This window comes from Alteromonas sp. Mac1 (assembly GCF_001562125.1).
In the GTDB taxonomy this organism is placed as follows: domain Bacteria; phylum Pseudomonadota; class Gammaproteobacteria; order Enterobacterales; family Alteromonadaceae; genus Alteromonas; species Alteromonas stellipolaris.
The window spans coordinates 1844059-1860561 of sequence record NZ_CP013932.1; the positions used below are offsets into that span (position 1 = coordinate 1844059).

A 16503-nucleotide genomic window follows, 5' to 3' on the forward strand; every position below is an offset into this window, starting at 1 on the left:
ATAATGCAGCTTTTTCGTGCGAATATTGCACACTTCCCAACGCCTAGTACTGTGTCATCTTCTTTTGCTGAAGATATTGCCATTATCCACGATGGTGGATTAGTGATAGAGGGCAAAAAAATTATCGCAACCGGCTCGTTCACAAGCATGCGTGAGCAATACCCTAATGCCGTGCTGCATGATCATAAAGACAGCTGGATTTTACCTGGGCTAATAGACAGCCATTTGCACTACCCTCAAACTGAAAGCATTGCCAGTTATGGCGAACAACTATTAAGTTGGTTGGAAAACTATACATTTCCTACCGAAAAACAGTTTGCTAACGTGGAACATGCCCAGAAAATTGCCAAGGTCTTTTTGCAACAGTTATTGAAAAATGGCACAACCACTGGCTTTGTTTTTTCTTCGGTTCACCAAGGGTGTTGTAACGCCCTGTTTAGTGCTGCCAGTGAAATAGACATGGCGATAGTGGCAGGTAAAGTGTGTATGGACAGAAACTGCCCTGCTGACTTGCAAGACTGCCCAGACACCGCACAAAAGGACAGCGCCATATTAATTGAAAAATGGCATAACACAGGCCGAAATCGCTATGCGATTACGCCTCGGTTTGCGCCAACCAGCTCTGAAGCGCAGTTGGCGGCATTGGGCGAATTAGCAACCCAATACAAAGATGTATTTGTGCAAACCCATTTATCAGAAAATGTAGATGAAATTGCATGGGTTAAAACCTTGTTCCCGAAGGCATCTGGTTATTTAGATGTGTACGACAAGTACAACTTGGTGCGCCCCCGCGCTGTGTTTGGCCATGGTATTCATCTTTCTAGCGAAGAATGGCAGCGTTTAGGCGAAGCAGAGGCTACTTTGGCGTTTTGCCCCACATCTAACCTATTTTTAGGTAGCGGGCTGTTTGATTTGCAAACCGCAAAAGCAAACAATGTGCATGTTGCACTGGCCACTGATGTTGGCGCAGGTACGAGTTTTAGTATGTTAAAAACCTATGGCGATGCCTATAAGGTTAGCCAGTTGCGTCAGGCGCCTATCGATCCTATCGAAGGGTTTTACTTAATGACCCAAGGCGCTGCGGTAGCACATAAACTTGATGACGAAATTGGAAACCTAAATCCGAATACGGTTGCCGATTTTATCATTGTAACGCCCCGTTACGATGAACTCATGGAATTACGAATTAAGCCCAATGCAGAATTTGACGATGTCTTTTTTGCACTTAGTATTTTGGGCGACGACCGCGCTATTGCAGAAACCTGGATAAGCGGTCAATGTTGTTATAATAAGAAGGAAACACACTATGCCATGGCTTGATTGGATAAGCTTATTTGTTCGCTGGTTTCACGTTATTGCCGGCGTGGCGTGGATTGGCGCATCGTTTTATTTTGTCTGGTTAGACAATAATTTGCGCACCCCACCTAAGTGGAAAGAAGATAAAGGCATAAAAGGCGATTTATGGGCTATACATGGCGGTGGCTTTTATGAAGTGGCTAAGTATGCTTATGGCCCAGAAAAAATGCCTGAAACCTTGCATTGGTTCAAATGGGAAGCCTATACCACTTGGCTTTCGGGCTTTGCACTTCTGATTATTGTGTATTACTTTGGCGCTTCGGCGTACTTGATTGACCCTCAAGTTAACGATATGTCGCCCACGATGGCGATATCTTTAGGTCTTGGACTTATTTTTGGTGGCATTGCCATCTACGAATTTGCCTGCAGAAGCCCGCTAGCTAAATACCCTATCGTGTTTGCATTATGTTTAGTTACCCTTATTTGCGTAGTGACCTACCTGTCAACACAATGGTTTAGTGGTCGCGGTGCTTACATTCATGTAGGTGCGTTAATTGGTACCATTATGGTGGGTAATGTATTTTTCAACATAATGCCAAACCAACGTAAAATGGTAGCTGCAGTACAAGCGAAAGAAAGTATCGACCCTCAATGGGGTGCGGGCGCTAAATTACGTTCGATGCACAATAACTACTTCACCTTGCCGTTATTGTTCATCATGATTTCCAATCACTACCCTATGACCTATCAGCATGAGCAAAATTGGTTGGTACTTATAGCGTTAATGGCGGCTGCCGCTTGGATAAGACACTTCTTCAACTTACGTCATGTAGGCAAGACTAAACCATCAATATTAGTCACAGGTGCTATTGCCATGCTTGCGATTGCCCTTTGGGTTTCATGGCCGCAAACGCCAGCAAATGTTGAGGTAACTGGCTCTGGCAATGGATCTGGCAACGAAAATGTGGCTGTGGTAACTGATGAACGCGTGGCCCAGCTTGTGAATACCCATTGTGTGGGCTGTCATTCACGTACCCCTACTGATGATATATTCAAAGTAGCGCCGTTAGGAGTGGTATTAGATAGCTGGGAAGATATAAGCCGTTATGCGCCTCAGTTAGTAAGACGCACTACCGTAACCAAAGACATGCCATTTTTAAATAAAACCGGCATGACGGATGAGGAACGGGCTGAAATAGCGGCGTGGTTTGCCACGACGCACGCGAAGAAAGAAAACTAAACGCTGATAGGGCAATTTAACGTTGCCCTTCATGTTATCGCGTGCCGTTGCACTGCTTTTAGCTTAATTGGGTGAGAGCATGCCATCACCCTAACCCACATTTTGCGCGCCAGTATGTTTTTTATGCTGGCGTTTTTGTTTATACATTGCTTCATCTGCTGCATCTACCCAGTTTTGAGCGGTAACGATATCTGAATCCCACGTACGCCAACCCAAGCTAAAAGACATAGAGGTTCCGGTTCTGGGAATAGTCGTGCTATCGCTTTTAATCTCACTGTTCTCTCTACTGCCTTGGGTAACGCCGGTTTCTGCTATTTCATCTTTAATTTCACCATCTGTTTCGCTGGTAATTTCACTGGCAGTTTCGTCGGCAATCTCTGTGCCAAATTCAATGTAGAATGAGGTTTCTGCTAAGCGGTTAAAAAACACCTCTGCGTCGGTGTCATCTGAACCAAATAAAAGCACTACGAATTCATCCCCCCCTAAACGAGCAAAGCGATCGGTCTCACGTAGGGTATTTTTCATAATTTCTGAGAAGCCCACCAATGCTTTATCTCCAGCTTTATGACCAAAGGTGTCATTGATTTTTTTGAAGTCGTTAAGGTCGATGAATACAAGCGTTGAAGGTTGTTGACCACGGTTCATTCGTTGTATTTCTCTATCTAGCTGAATAAACATTTCTCGTCTATTTGAAATCCCAGTGAGTGGATCTGTTTTAGAAAGGTATTCTAATTTAGAAATTGCTTCTAACAATGCTTGCTGTTGCTCTTTCTCATAAGAAACATCGTCAGCGGTGCCTACCACCAGTATCTGTTGATCGTTTTCATCAAACAGTGGCATACCTCTATCGTGAATATACTTTATCTCACCCGTACTTTTTTTGATGCGATATTGTAAATCCCAGCTTTCTAGCGGTTTCACTTTATAAGCCTTTTCTACTAGCAAGCGATCGTCTTCATGCACATAAGACAAAAATGCATCGGGCTTGGCGTGCAATTCATATTCATCACGCCCGTAAATATTACGATACCCCTCGTTAATGTAATGAATTCGGGTTAATTCTGGATTCGCTACCCACACAAAAGTATGCGCAGAAAAAGCGGCTACTATCTTGCTGAACAGCGCTTCTGCTTTATAGAGCTCAGATTCGATGCGCTTCTTATCATCGATATCTTCAACAACCGAAATAAAATAATCAGGCTCACCGTGCACATCGCGAACTAGGGTAACCGTTAACTTTGCCCAAACGTTATGACCTTTAGCGTGAATGTATTTTTTCTCTATGCTGTAGGTATCTATTTCGCCACGAAGTACTTGATGAAGAAGATATAAATCCTCTTGAACATGTGAGGGTTCTGTAATGTTCTGAAAAGACATTGTGACAAGTGTGGCACTTTCATAACCTAAAAAGTCACTAAGCTTACTATTCACACGGATAAGATCGCCGTGCTGGCTAACATGCGCTAACCCCACGCCACATTGCTCAAATGTTTTTTCGAAAATATCCTTTTCTCTTTCTAGCTCCGAGCTATCCATTCATTACCTACTACCTACGATTTCAATTCAAACCTTCAGTGTAGTCAAAAATTTTAGACTAGGATGAAATATGAAGCCTTTTAGGCTAATAGCTTATATTTTTTGGCCAGTAAGGAGCTATTTCATTTGCCCTTCAATAACCAGCCTTTTGCAACGAAATAAAAATAGCCAGTCAGAGCGTTAATATTGCGTTACTCACTTTAAGGTTAAATAAAAAAGGCATGACAAAATTGCACTGACCAGTTTACTTTTTCCAAAAACACACTAAACTACACCGTGTAGTTTACTTTAATTAAGCTTTTATATGGTTCGAAATTTTTTCACTCTAGGGTTCATACTAATGATTAGCACTAACGCATTGGCGAACAACGGTGTACAAGCAACGATATCTGACGGCAAATTTCAAAATACTGAAATAGAGTATAAGACTGAGTTGTCATCGATTTGGAGCTTTACCAAAGCTTACCTTACCGATGATCGCGAATCGGCAGTACCTGATTTCCCCATCCCCGTTATGCCGGTTACCCGTGATGCTCTACTGAACCTAGACCATGATGCTGTTATTCGGTTAGGTCACTCCAGTTTATTGCTTAAAATTGACGGTGAGTTTGTACTGTTAGACCCCGTATTTAGTGAACGTGCCTTCGCCGTAGAATGGCTTGGCCCTAAGCGTTTTCACGACACCCCTATCAGTATCGACGAATTACCATTTATTAAAACAGTTATTATTAGCCATGATCATTACGACCATTTGGACAAAGCGGCAATTAAAAAGCTCGCTCATATTACAGAGACATTTGTCACTCCCCTTAAGGTAGGAAACCACTTACGGGATTGGGGCGTGCCTGATAAGCAAATTGTCGAGCTAAATTGGTGGCAAAGCACCACGGTGTCATCAATGACATTTACGGCTACTCCTTCCCAGCATTTCTCTGGCCGCGGGCTGTTTGATAAAGACAAAACCCTCTGGGCAAGCTGGGTAATAAAAGGCGAAAACACCAATCTATTTTTCAGTGGCGACTCTGGCTATTTCAGCGGCTTTAAAGAAATTGGCGAGCGCTTCGGTCCATTTGATTTAACCCTAATGGAAACCGGTGCCTACAACCACATGTGGACAGAAATTCACATGTTACCTGAGCAAAGCTTGCAAGCGCATATTGATGTGAAGGGGCACGTTATGATGCCTATCCACAATAGTACGTTTGATTTAGCATTACACAATTGGTTTGAGCCTTTAGAAAAGATTACCCAACTTGCTAATGAAAGGCAGATAACAGTTTCTACCCCTAAATTTGGCGAAGTGGTTAATATCAATCAATTGCCTAAACCACTAGATAGTATTAACGAGCGCAATTGTGCTAACGAAGTGAGCTCTGCGACTACTGAAACAGATTTAGAAACGGCGACGGAAACTAGCGCAGAAACAACTAGCGAAGCACCTCGCCCTTGGTGGTATCCACCAATGATGTAGCCCTTGGGCCACAAATGAGCTAGCGCCTGAGCCAAAAATGGCCCACAAAAACCCTCGAAAGGTTCTTTAGTAGGCCTCATAAAAATCGCAAAAAGATACCGAAAATATTATAAAAAAGCTCGCCGCATTACTGCGGTGAGCTTACTTTTAACAAGAAGTTTTTAGCCTCACTGCCCTGCCACTTCTTCCGTCTCTTTCGCATTCCAGTTTAGACGCATGTCCCATTTAAAGCGGTGTTCTGGCTTCAATGGTGGTTGTGCAGCATCAATATGGCTTAACACATTGGTGGCCTCTGTGAGAGTCGCATCACGACCAAATAAGTAGCTTTGCTCTTGTACAATGGTTAAGTAAGCTTTGTTTAATGCTAATGCGCGTTCGGGGCTTGGCGTTATCAGTTCATAAACAGACGCTGCTTTACTTACTTTTTCAGCGTTTACCATGCCGTTATCATTAAACCACTTCGCTAGCATTTCGCCGTTTTGACGAAATTCATCGCCCCCGCCTACACGCTGCATGTAAGTAAGAAACTCACCTTGCTCTTCGTTTATATTAGGCACATCTTCCATGTCGTGCAGGTTGATATATCCCCAACCATTGCTTCCTGGCACTTTACGCGCAAAAGAGAAGGTTTGATCGAATGTAGAACCAACGGTTTTATGGCATCCATTACAAAACGCGAGTTCTTGATCATGCTGTGCACGTAACTCACCTTGCTCATTTTCAATAAAGCCATTAATAGTCCAGCCAAAACCGTTTTCAATCCCCTGTTCACCTAAATAGCGAGTTTGGGGAAGGTTCTCGAAATGTTTGTCTTTCGCTTCTGCATAATAAGCTGAAGCTAGGCTTTCGCGGCTTCTAAAGCGGTGTTTTTGCATATAGCGCACCTCTTTCATACGCTCAGCATTGTATATATTGCCGTTCTCATCAACACCAATGTAACGTACGGTGTGCAAAAACTCGGTGCCTTCTGGGAACAACATATGCGCTAGTTCAACATCAGCGGCATCGCCAATATAGTTTGGCTGGCGCACCATGGTGGTGACTTGTTCACTTAATGCATTGTCACCGTTTATATCAAGGCCCAGTGCTTTTTCATTAATTCCCAGTACTGGCAAGGTATCGACTTCTTTTAGTGCCATTTCCACTAGGGTTAAATTCGCTATGTAGACATCACGGCTGTATTGCCCTTTAAGTTGCTGAAAGGCTTGTGGCAGTCGAATCATCGCATCGCCCGTTGAACCATTGGTGGGCCAAAAGGTACTGGGGAAAGGTTTATAGTTATACGAAACCCAACGGCTATTATCTTTCGCTAGCCCATCTTCATCAAACGCAGCTGCTCCGGCACTTAAATTTTCGATATGCATATAACTTGGGATAGTGCCATCGCCTTCAATGGCCGCGGTGTAATTATCTTGGGTTATGTATTTTAAAATGGCATCGTCTTTTATGCCTGCTATTAATTCTCGTCTATCAATAAATAGATTTTTCCAGCTGTTGGTTAACCCAACATCTGAGAATTCATAATTACCTTGTAGTGTGCCGTCACCCATTTGATTAGGGCGTTTTTCGCCGCGATCATAACTTTGATGACACGCGTAGCACGGGTTATTTTCACCTTGAGTTTTGGTATAGCACTGAGGCGGGATAACCGATTCAGGATTATAAACTTCGTTATGCTCTATATAGGCTAACGCCGGAATGGCATCACCTTCTTGGTAAGGGTATGTATTTGTTTGTTCTGCTAACACGGCTTCAACTTGCTGGGCAGGTGAACACGCAAACAAAAAAGGCAGCATAGAAGCGGCTAATAAAGGGAGTAATCTACTGTGTATTTTCATAATGGCAACAACGACAAAATCCGGACACAGATGTGCCCGGATGAATTAAAAGGAAAAAACTTACTTATCTGCTGGCTCGTACATCCACAGCGTATTGTTTTCCTGGAAACCATCTTCACCGATAAGAATACGGCCGTCGTTCATCACCACTACGTTATCAGGTTGAGACAGCTGTTCCACATCACAACGCTCTGCTCCAGTGAGGCTTGAACGATACGTACCACCCATCACTACAGGCTCGATGCGCGTAATGTCATAGCCAGCTTCAAGACGTGCGCGGTACACACCGCCACAGTCTTTAACACGAGCTGAAAGCTGAATATCGCCTTCGTCATCAACCATAGTGTTATCTAGGTCGGCTATACCAATGTAGAGGTAAGCATTTTCAACCACTTCGCCGTCAATGGTATCAGTGCCTTCCACGGCTTCTTCTGCGCGTTTAAGGTTAATTGAAATACCTTCAAGCTTACGCCATTCAGCAGTGGCCCCTTTAGCACGAGCAGCAGCACGTGACTCTAAGAACGCAACACGATCGTCCATTGGCTCGCCCGCGGTTTGGCTGCTTCCGCCCTCTTCAACAGTAGGGTAAGTTGCATCACCATTTGCCCATGCTTCTACATCAGCCATCGTAATGTAAGAGCTTTGGCCTTCTACGTAGTCGTCGGTACCAATACCGTTGTATTCATCAACCCATGCACGAATAGTCATGTTGTCGCCGCTGGCAAGTTCAACCCACTCAACCGCAAAGCCTGTGGTTGCAGGGTCGTTTTGGCCAATATCTTGGGTTAACTTAGCGCCATATAGGGTACCCGCTGAAAGGTCTTCAGCAGTAGTCGCAACAAATTTGAACAACACACCGCCAGTGTCATCTTGCGAAAGATATACCGTTTTTCCATCAGGCATAACCGTTGAGTTTTCATGCTCGTAGCGGCCCATGGCTAAGTGCTTAACAATAACAGGCTCATCAGCAAGCGGTTCGGTTACTTCGGCAATGTAACCATAGTTATAAGGGTTTGACGCATCAGGTGCAGTCATTTGCCACATACGACCAAGGCGTGCGTCAGTCGCTACCGCTTCTGGGTTATTCCAGCTTGGTGATGTGGTTGAATCTACAGCAGAATCTACTACCCATTCTTCAGAGGTTAACGGGGTATTCCACGGTGACATTGAGCCAAAACAGTTTGCTGCTGTGCCCCATACTGGCGAGAAATCAAGCATCATGGCTTCGGTAACTTGCCACATGCCAAAGTCATCTTTTTCAACTTTCATTCGGCTCATGCCGCCTGGAAGCTCTTCCCAGTTAGAGAACAAGTAGCCTTCGCCAGTATCGGTAGAAATGAAGCCATTAAAGTCTGGCATATCGTTTTCTAAAACAAGCTCTTCGCCATCTAGGGTATAGATGTGGCCTAGGCCTTCTGGTAATTCAGTACCGAAGGTGTCGCCCGTTTGACCAAGTACTTGATACTGACCAATGGCAGAAACTACCACTTCTTTTTCTTCATCAGAAGCAGGTACAGGTGAGTTAGGAAGCGTAACCGGTAAATTATTGAAGTTAGCACCGGCTAATACACCTACCGTCCCTGTATTAATAGGCATAGCGTTAACGTCATTAGTGACTGAGTTAGTGCCTGAAGGATGTTGAACGTTGAAGAAAAGGTCGCCTTCGTCGGTCAAGAAGATACCAGTGACCTCTGAGCCCAGTGGGACAGTAGCAATACGGGTTAATGTTCCCGCTGTATCGCCGTCTTCGCCTTTATCACCTTGCTCTCCCTGCTCACCTTGTTCGCCAACAGGGCCTTGCTCGCCGACTGCCCCAGCAACACCATCTTCTCCATCATCACCTTCTAATGAACAAGCAGAAATGCCAAAGGCTACCGCTAAAGCTAGCGCCGAATATTTTAAATCGCGTAAACGTTCAATTTTCATCAACTATCCTTTTTATAATCGTTAGGTTGAGACGGAACAACTTTATTCATCTCTGAAATGGTCTTAGCGGCAAACATAGTGATGGAGTTATGTGACTGATGGGTGACACATTATTTACATAAAATTGAAGCTTTCTTGACAGTGGCCAAGTTGCCCAACTAGATATATAACAGCAAACGTGAGGACTGATGAGTGCGAAAAAATCATGTTACTTATAGCGTTCACATTACAAACTAGGTATGTAAATTAACAACCATGATGTAAACAATATCTTTTCATTGAGAATCAATTAAGTAAGTATATTTTTGTAAGCGTCAGTCATTAACTTTTCGGCTAATGCTATAGTGTTAGGAGAAGTAAATATTTACTGGTTTAAAAGTGACAATTATCGATAAAAATGCGCAAAAAAAAGGGATTTTAAAGGCGGGATGGCTTAATGCTTTGGCGATCTTATTCTTTGTGTGCGTAACTCAAACTAGCCTTGCATACGAGAGCGCTTCAAATCCATTTTTAGACGTTCCCGATCGTGAGAGTACACGCAGGATTATTAATGATATTAGACAGTACAAACTTGATTACCTGCGCAATAAAGAAAAGCTAGAAAGTGCATTTCAAATAAGCAAAGAGCAAGACTGGGAACATCTTCATCTAGAAGCTGCAGCGCTATATTCTGAACTCCTCTTTAGGCAAGAAAAATACGCCGAGTTGACGGCTCATTTATCGCACTATCTACATCAAGACGAACTGCTAAAGCGAAAAGATATTCATCTACTTTTTTTAGAGACAAAGCTTAAGTCTTTAACCAGATTAGACGATCCCACTCCTGCAAAAGCGCTTTCTAAAACATTAGAAACGCAAATCTCGCAACACTCTATAAATGAAAAAATTATTATTCTTCGCGCTTTAGCTTATTACTACACGGCTGATGATGCATTGAGAAAAACGCTGAGTGCAGCCTTAGAAGGCCTTGAATTAGCAATGAAAAATGACGACATTGCTTCACAGGGCTACTTTTACAGAAAGATAGCAGATGCCTATGGGTACTTAGAGGAAGATGAAGAAAAAGCGGTAAGTTACGCGAAAAAGGCGGTAGAGACATTCGAGAAAACAAATGATGGGCTTTTTACTGCAAAGGCGTATTGGAGCCTAGGTAATATACTTCTTGAGACTGGCGATTCACAAAATGCGTTAGTCTATCTAAACAAAGCGTTAGCCTACTTTAAAGACGTTAATATGAACAAGGGGCTCGCTTTTGCCCAATACTCAATTGCAAACACGCAATTTCTTCAGGCTAATTACGATAGAGCTTTAACATTAGCAAAAGAAAATATCGAACTTGCTCGCACTGCGGGCATTGGTGATATGCATCTTGCGTCTATGATTTTGCTGTCCAATATTTATATAAAACAGGGCTTTTTAGATAAAGCAGAGCAAGTGAATGACGAGGTTTATTTACTGGTAGATAATTTTAGTCGCAGTATTTATAAAGCGAGTTTTTTCAGTGAGCGCTATACGTTAAAGCGAGAACTTAACCGCATTGAAGAGGCATTTGATGCCATAGAAAAAAAGCTTTTTTATACAGAAAAACACTTTGAGGCCACCAGCGAAAGCAACATTAAAGCCTTGCAGGTAAAGTTTGAAGTAAAGGAGAAAGAAGACACCATTCGTAAGTTAGAATATCAAAAAGATATTAGTAACCTTCAAGCTAAAGAAGAGTACCAACAAAAAATCATTTGGCGGCTGAGTGCCACTATTGCCTCTATTTTAGTTCTGGTGATTCTACTTCTGTTTTATCGACAAGCCTTACAACGGAAAAAATATCATCGTATGGCCTCCACAGATTACCTTACGAATTGTTTCAATCGCAGGGGTATATTGAATACGGCTAACACTAAACTCGCACAACAAAAAATGACTATCGCCATTGTTGATTTAGATTACTTTAAAAAAATCAACGATGAGTATGGCCACGATGTGGGTGATTTAGTGCTAATTGCCTTTGCTAAAGCCGCGAAGGAAACACTGTCTAAAGGTGATGAGTTTGGCCGATATGGTGGAGAGGAATGGTTATTTGTTTTAAATTCGTCGGACGAAAAAGTGGTTAGAGATACATTTGAAAAAGTGGCTGCAACCTATCAAAACTACTGCAACGACATTGATGCCCTTGAAGAAAACTTAAGCATGACGTTTAGCGTAGGAGTATCTCTTGGGGATAAATCTACCAGAACATTAGATACGTTAATTAAGCGGGCGGACAGCATGCTTTATGAAGCTAAAGAAAACGGTAGAAATCAGGTAATAATAAACTGAATAAAACAAGTGGTGCGACTACCCTGATTCGAACAGGGGACCTCTACCATGTCAAGGTAGCGCTCTAACCAACTGAGCTATAGTCGCAAATATGCTTCGGCAGAACTGCCTGAAGGACGGCGAGCATAATAGCGATGCGCAGTGCGTCCTGCAAGCATATTTTGTGTTTAAGATGTGTGTTTGATTGATTTGCCACCATTTATTGAAAAAGTGAGCATATTTACACCGAATTATACGTTCTGGCGCGGCACAAATGGCAACGGTTTGATTTTATCAACAATACTGCTATCACTCGCTATCTTCATAAAGTACTCCCCTAACCTGTCGGTTTCTTGTAATACCGTTTGCCAATATTTAATACGGGTAGTGGCATCAAGTTGCTCAAAATCTTTCCGATCTGGAATTTTACCGTATGGCAGGCTTGCAACGAACTCGGCAGATGGCACAAGCATGACCACATTGTCGTAACTATTTTGATGTGCAACGCGACGTTTTAAGCCTTTGTCGAACCACCCCGGAATAGGCTTAGGATAAAAATGTGGATACAGCACCAAGCCCTTTTCAGGGCCAAACTCTAGGTCAAAATGATAATCAACAATACCGCCATCGCGATACATAGCTTGCGGGGCACCTGCAATATCTCGAATTCCTTCAAGTACAACAGGAATAGCGCCAGAGGCAAGCAGTGCATTGTGGATATTTTCGTTATTCAATTCGTAATGTTCAGTGGGAAGTTGGTAAGGATCTTTTACTGAAAACTCAGTATTAGGTGAAGAAAAAATACAGCGTGTGTAGTACCTACCTAAGTTTTTTCGCGTAATCGCGTTAGCCGCAGCACTCATGGCAAGACCCGATAATTGCGAAAATTTATGTTCGCGACGGGTAGCCCCTAAACATTTGGCCACAAAGATGTGCGCTTTAAATCGCTTGTTTGCCAAGACTTCCTTTTTTCCTTCACTATTTACCATTTCTTCTACTAATGCTTCGGCCTTGCGGGTTATTTCCGCAGGTGTAGGCTTATCACTATAGGTAGTAGTTGAATAGGAAGTGGCTAGCCGATTTATGGCAGAAAGCGGGTCGTTTTGTACTGCGCAGATAGCCCTGAAAGCCCCCGCAGAAGATCCTATAACATGTATTTGATGATCGACATTTTTGAACCACTCTGGAAACAGTACTCTGTCTAATCCTGCCAATGAAAACCATTTTGGACCGCCTGAAGCGCCGAGAAAATAACTAAATATTTCAGGGTGAAAGCCTTGTTGCTTAATGGTATTCATTGCCCCATTGCCGGCATAAATTTCTAGCGGTGCCACGTGTTGTCTCTATTATCATGTTTGCGCCTAATTTATCAGTAAAAGCCGTAAAATCAATGGGCCGTCCATCACCTTTATGAAACCACTACTATAAGTGGGCGCTTATGTAGGAAGTTGCCGCCTGTGTAAACAAATCATCACACATCACCATTTCATTGTAATCCTATCGACACCACACAATTGATTTACTTATTATTAATATTTACGCTACATAAATAGTCGCGTTAAGCATCAGTAGTATTTGAAAGGTGGGTATGGTGAATCAACTAACTTATTTATCGGGTTTTAATAATGAGCATGAAACTGAAGCCTTACCCAATGCACTGCCCAAGGGGCAATTTAGTCCACAGAAAGTCAATTATAAACTTTATGCAGAGCAGTTCAGTACCAGCGCTTTTACCGCACCTAGAGCCGAAAACAGACGTACTTGGACTTATCGCATACGGCCTTCTGTTGCCATGGGTGATTTTTCACCCTATGAAAATACACTGCTTAAAACTGGACCTGAAAGCAATTCGCCATGCCCTCCCAATGTGATGCGTTGGGATCCTCTCCCCCTAATTGATGAGAGTAGCAACATAGATTTTATTGAAGGTTTAGTGACCATAGCCACAAATGGCGATGCTAACCAGCAAACGGGTATGGGTATTCACTGCTACAGTGCGAATGCCGCTATGGAAAACAAATCCTTTTACTCATCCGACGGTGAGATGTTGTTCGTTCCACAGCATGGAAACATGGAGGTAAAAACTGAATTTGGCAAATTACACCTATCCACGGGTGAAATTATGGTAATTCCTCGTGGGGTACGTTTTAGCATTACTCCTATTGATGGCGCCATTCGTGGGTATATTTGTGAAAACTATGGGCAGGTATTTACTTTACCAGAACGAGGCCCGGTAGGCGCGAATGGATTTGCTAATCAAAGAGACTTTTTGTACCCCACTGCGTGGTTCGAGGATGTAGACACGCCCCATGTCATTATTAACAAGTTTTGTGGCCATTTATACCAAGCACCACTTTCACACTCCCCCTTTGATGTAGTGGCCTGGGTGGGAAATTCAGCGCCTTACAAATATGATCTTAAGAATTTTAACGTGATCAACACCGTCAGTTTTGACCATCCTGATCCTTCCATATTTACGGTACTCACCTCGCCTTCTGAACTTGAAGGCACTGCCAATGTTGATTTTGTCATATTCCCCCCACGTTGGATGGTGGCCGAGAACACTTTCCGCCCGCCATATTTCCATAGAAATATAATGAGTGAGTTTATGGGCTTAATAGAAGGCAGTTACGATGCTAAAGAAAAAGGGTTCATGCCTGGCGGTATGAGTTTGCATAATTGCTTTACTCCTCATGGTCCCGAAGCCTCTGTGTTCGAGGCAGCATCACATACCGAGTTAGCTCCCCAGAAATACGAAAATACACTGGCATTTATGTTTGAATCCCGCTTTCCCATCGCCCCCACTGAGTTTGCACTGAATACCCCGCTTCGCCAAACCGACTATATCGATTGTTGGAAAGGGTTAACCAAGCATTTCGACGGAAAAATATAGGCGCCGAGCTGCTGGGTGTTTTCTTAAAATGTACTAATAAATGAACATCAACTCGCCACGCTCAAATAAAAATAAAACATTTAAATACAGTATTTTAGGAATTTGAAAACGAATTGAAATTGCGTTTTATTACAACTGAAAACTAAACGTTACACTGAATATGCAGCAGCATCTCGCATCATATTTTAACAGTCTATTGCCCTTATATTTACCTCGCTATTACAATCGAATCTTCTATTTATAATCGCCTTTACATGGGTTCAATAACAAAAACGAGTTAGCTGACGCAAAGGCACTGACTTCAATAAGCGAGAAAGAAAATGGCAGACGTATTTGAAAACCCAGTTGGGTTAGATGGTTTTGAGTTTTTAGAATTTACCGCGCCTGAAAAAGGTTTATTGGAGCCTATGTTTGAAGCTATGGGGTTCACACGAGTAGCAAGGCACAAATCAAAAGATGTAGAGCTGTGGCGCCAAGGCGATATCAATCTTTTAAGTAACTATGAAAAAAACTGCCATGCTTCTTATTATGCCGAAGAGCACGGCCCTTCAGCGTGTGGCATGGCCTTTCGCGTTAAAGACTCTCAGCACGCGTACTCTGAGGTACTAAAGCGGGGCGCACAGCCTATGGACACCCACACAGGTCCTATGGAATTGAAACTACCAGCTATTAGAGGTATCGGTGGTGCGATGCTTTACTTAATCGATCGCTATCAAGGTGAAAACACCATTTATGACATCGATTTTACTTGGATTGAAGGTGTAGACAGACATCCTGTAGGGTGTGGTTTTCATACGCTAGATCACCTTACCCACAATGTGTATCGCGGACGAATGAATCATTGGGCAAAATTCTACGAATCTTTATTTAACTTTCGCGAAATTCGCTACTTTGACATTAAGGGTGAGTACACTGGACTACTGTCTAAAGCCATGACTGCACCTGATGGAAAAATTCGTATTCCGCTCAATGAAGAAGCGGTTGGCGGTGGCGGTCAAATTGAAGAATTCTTAATGCAATATAATGGCGAAGGTATCCAGCATATTGCCTTTGCCTGTGACGACCTTATCAGCTGCTTAGATAAACTTAAGGCCAAGGGCATGAAGTTTATGACCCCACCTCCTGATACTTATTACGACATGTTAGAAGAGCGCTTACCCGGCCACGGTGAGCCAGTTGGTGAATTTAAACAACGAGGTATTCTGCTAGACGGTACCACTGAGGGCGAATCTCCTCGTTTACTACTGCAAATTTTCTCAGAAACTGTTTTTGGCCCGGTATTTTTCGAGTTTATTCAGCGCAAAGAAGATGATGGATTTGGAGAAGGTAACTTTAAAGCGTTATTTGAATCGATTGAACGGGATCAGGTAAATCGCGGCGTGTTAAGTAAGAAGTAGCCCAACGCTTTCTTACCGATTTACACATAATGGCGTTAGTGGTGTCAGCCCCTTAGCTTCAGGCTGACACCACCTGTGTATTGTTAACATATCTTTATTTTATTCCTGTCTTATCCTCGCCATACGTATATCAATCTGCGCCTTGTTCATAAAGCGCACAACACGCCCCTGATGGGTCTTTTATAATGCAAAATCGTGAAGTGCCATGGTGACGAATGTCCCCAATTTGCTCTCCACCAGTACTTTTAGACGCGGCTAATGCTGCGTCTAAGTCGGCTACCGTGAAATACGGCACCCAACCGCCAGGAATATTGCTATTGCAGCCTCGCTTATGGCATATACCGCCAGCTGGGCTTCCGTCTTCTTTCATCATGACATAATCGTTATAGCCACCCATGTCGAAGGCTTCTTTTTTCCATCCCATCACATTGACGTAAAAATCAGCTAATTGGTCAGCGTCATCGGTGGTGATATCCATCCATAAACTATCGCTCATTTCATTCCCCTTTTGAGGTTTGGCATTAGTAGGTTATCAATTGCGTATTTAAAACTGAGTACTCGTTGATAATTGCACAGCCATTGATAAAAAACCACGTAGCGATCGAGTTTATTACGTT

11 protein-coding genes and 1 tRNA gene are annotated in these 16503 nt (G+C 43.0%); 6 read left to right on the top strand and 6 right to left on the bottom strand.

Annotated elements, in window-relative coordinates; translation table 11 throughout:
* Window positions 1-3 precede the first annotated feature (3 nt).
* Window positions 4-1320 (top strand): guanine deaminase, encoded by a 1317-nt coding sequence (gene guaD / locus AV939_RS07765; RefSeq protein ID WP_057792619.1) that lies wholly within the window; start codon window positions 4-6, stop codon window positions 1318-1320.
* Window positions 1307-2536, top strand: a complete 1230-nt coding sequence (locus tag AV939_RS07770) for a urate hydroxylase PuuD (RefSeq protein WP_057792621.1) — start codon at window positions 1307-1309, stop codon at window positions 2534-2536. The genes guaD and AV939_RS07770 overlap by 14 nt, the downstream gene beginning before the upstream one ends.
* A gap of 90 nt (window positions 2537-2626) precedes the next feature.
* Here AV939_RS07770 and AV939_RS07775 read toward each other — a convergent pair whose 3' ends face one another.
* On the bottom strand, window positions 2627-4072 hold the full coding sequence (locus AV939_RS07775) for a GGDEF domain-containing protein (protein WP_082604936.1): 1446 nt from the start codon (window positions 4070-4072) through the stop codon (window positions 2627-2629).
* A 340-nt stretch (window positions 4073-4412) separates the two neighbouring features.
* On the opposite strand from AV939_RS07775, the gene AV939_RS07780 reads away from it, so the two are divergent.
* Complete coding sequence (locus AV939_RS07780) at window positions 4413-5543, top strand: MBL fold metallo-hydrolase (RefSeq protein WP_171008956.1); 1131 nt, start codon at window positions 4413-4415, stop codon at window positions 5541-5543.
* Window positions 5544-5710: 167 nt separating this feature from the next.
* On the opposite strand, the gene AV939_RS07785 is transcribed toward AV939_RS07780, so the two are convergent.
* Entirely contained in the window at window positions 5711-7339 is a 1629-nt protein-coding gene (locus tag AV939_RS07785) for a hypothetical protein (protein WP_423781686.1), read from the bottom strand.
* Between the two features lie 102 nt (window positions 7340-7441).
* Window positions 7442-9307 carry an alkaline phosphatase PhoX gene (locus tag AV939_RS07790; RefSeq protein WP_061997489.1) on the bottom strand — a complete coding sequence of 622 codons (1866 nt, stop codon included), beginning with the start codon at window positions 9305-9307 and terminating at the stop codon, window positions 7442-7444.
* A gap of 387 nt (window positions 9308-9694) precedes the next feature.
* Here AV939_RS07790 and AV939_RS07795 point away from each other — a divergent pair, with 387 nt between their 5' ends.
* Window positions 9695-11617, top strand: a complete 1923-nt coding sequence (locus AV939_RS07795) for a tetratricopeptide repeat-containing diguanylate cyclase (RefSeq protein WP_061998182.1) — start codon at window positions 9695-9697, stop codon at window positions 11615-11617.
* 10 nt (window positions 11618-11627) lie between these two features.
* On the opposite strand, the gene AV939_RS07800 is transcribed toward AV939_RS07795, so the two are convergent.
* Both AV939_RS07800 and AV939_RS07805 read right to left on the bottom strand, forming a co-directional pair.
* Window positions 11628-11704: transfer RNA gene (locus tag AV939_RS07800), tRNA-Val, on the bottom strand.
* A gap of 143 nt (window positions 11705-11847) precedes the next feature.
* Window positions 11848-12930 (bottom strand): patatin-like phospholipase family protein, encoded by a 1083-nt coding sequence (locus AV939_RS07805; protein ID WP_082746043.1) that lies wholly within the window; start codon window positions 12928-12930, stop codon window positions 11848-11850.
* A 257-nt stretch (window positions 12931-13187) separates the two neighbouring features.
* Here AV939_RS07805 and hmgA point away from each other — a divergent pair, with 257 nt between their 5' ends.
* On the top strand, window positions 13188-14489 hold the full coding sequence (gene hmgA, locus AV939_RS07810; RefSeq protein WP_197427702.1) for a homogentisate 1,2-dioxygenase: 1302 nt from the start codon (window positions 13188-13190) through the stop codon (window positions 14487-14489).
* Between the two features lie 320 nt (window positions 14490-14809).
* On the top strand, window positions 14810-15886 hold the full coding sequence (hppD, locus tag AV939_RS07815; protein ID WP_061997491.1) for a 4-hydroxyphenylpyruvate dioxygenase: 1077 nt from the start codon (window positions 14810-14812) through the stop codon (window positions 15884-15886).
* A gap of 130 nt (window positions 15887-16016) precedes the next feature.
* Here hppD and AV939_RS07820 read toward each other — a convergent pair whose 3' ends face one another.
* Complete coding sequence (locus AV939_RS07820; protein WP_061997492.1) at window positions 16017-16382, bottom strand: VOC family protein; 366 nt, start codon at window positions 16380-16382, stop codon at window positions 16017-16019.
* Window positions 16383-16503 lie beyond the last annotated feature (121 nt).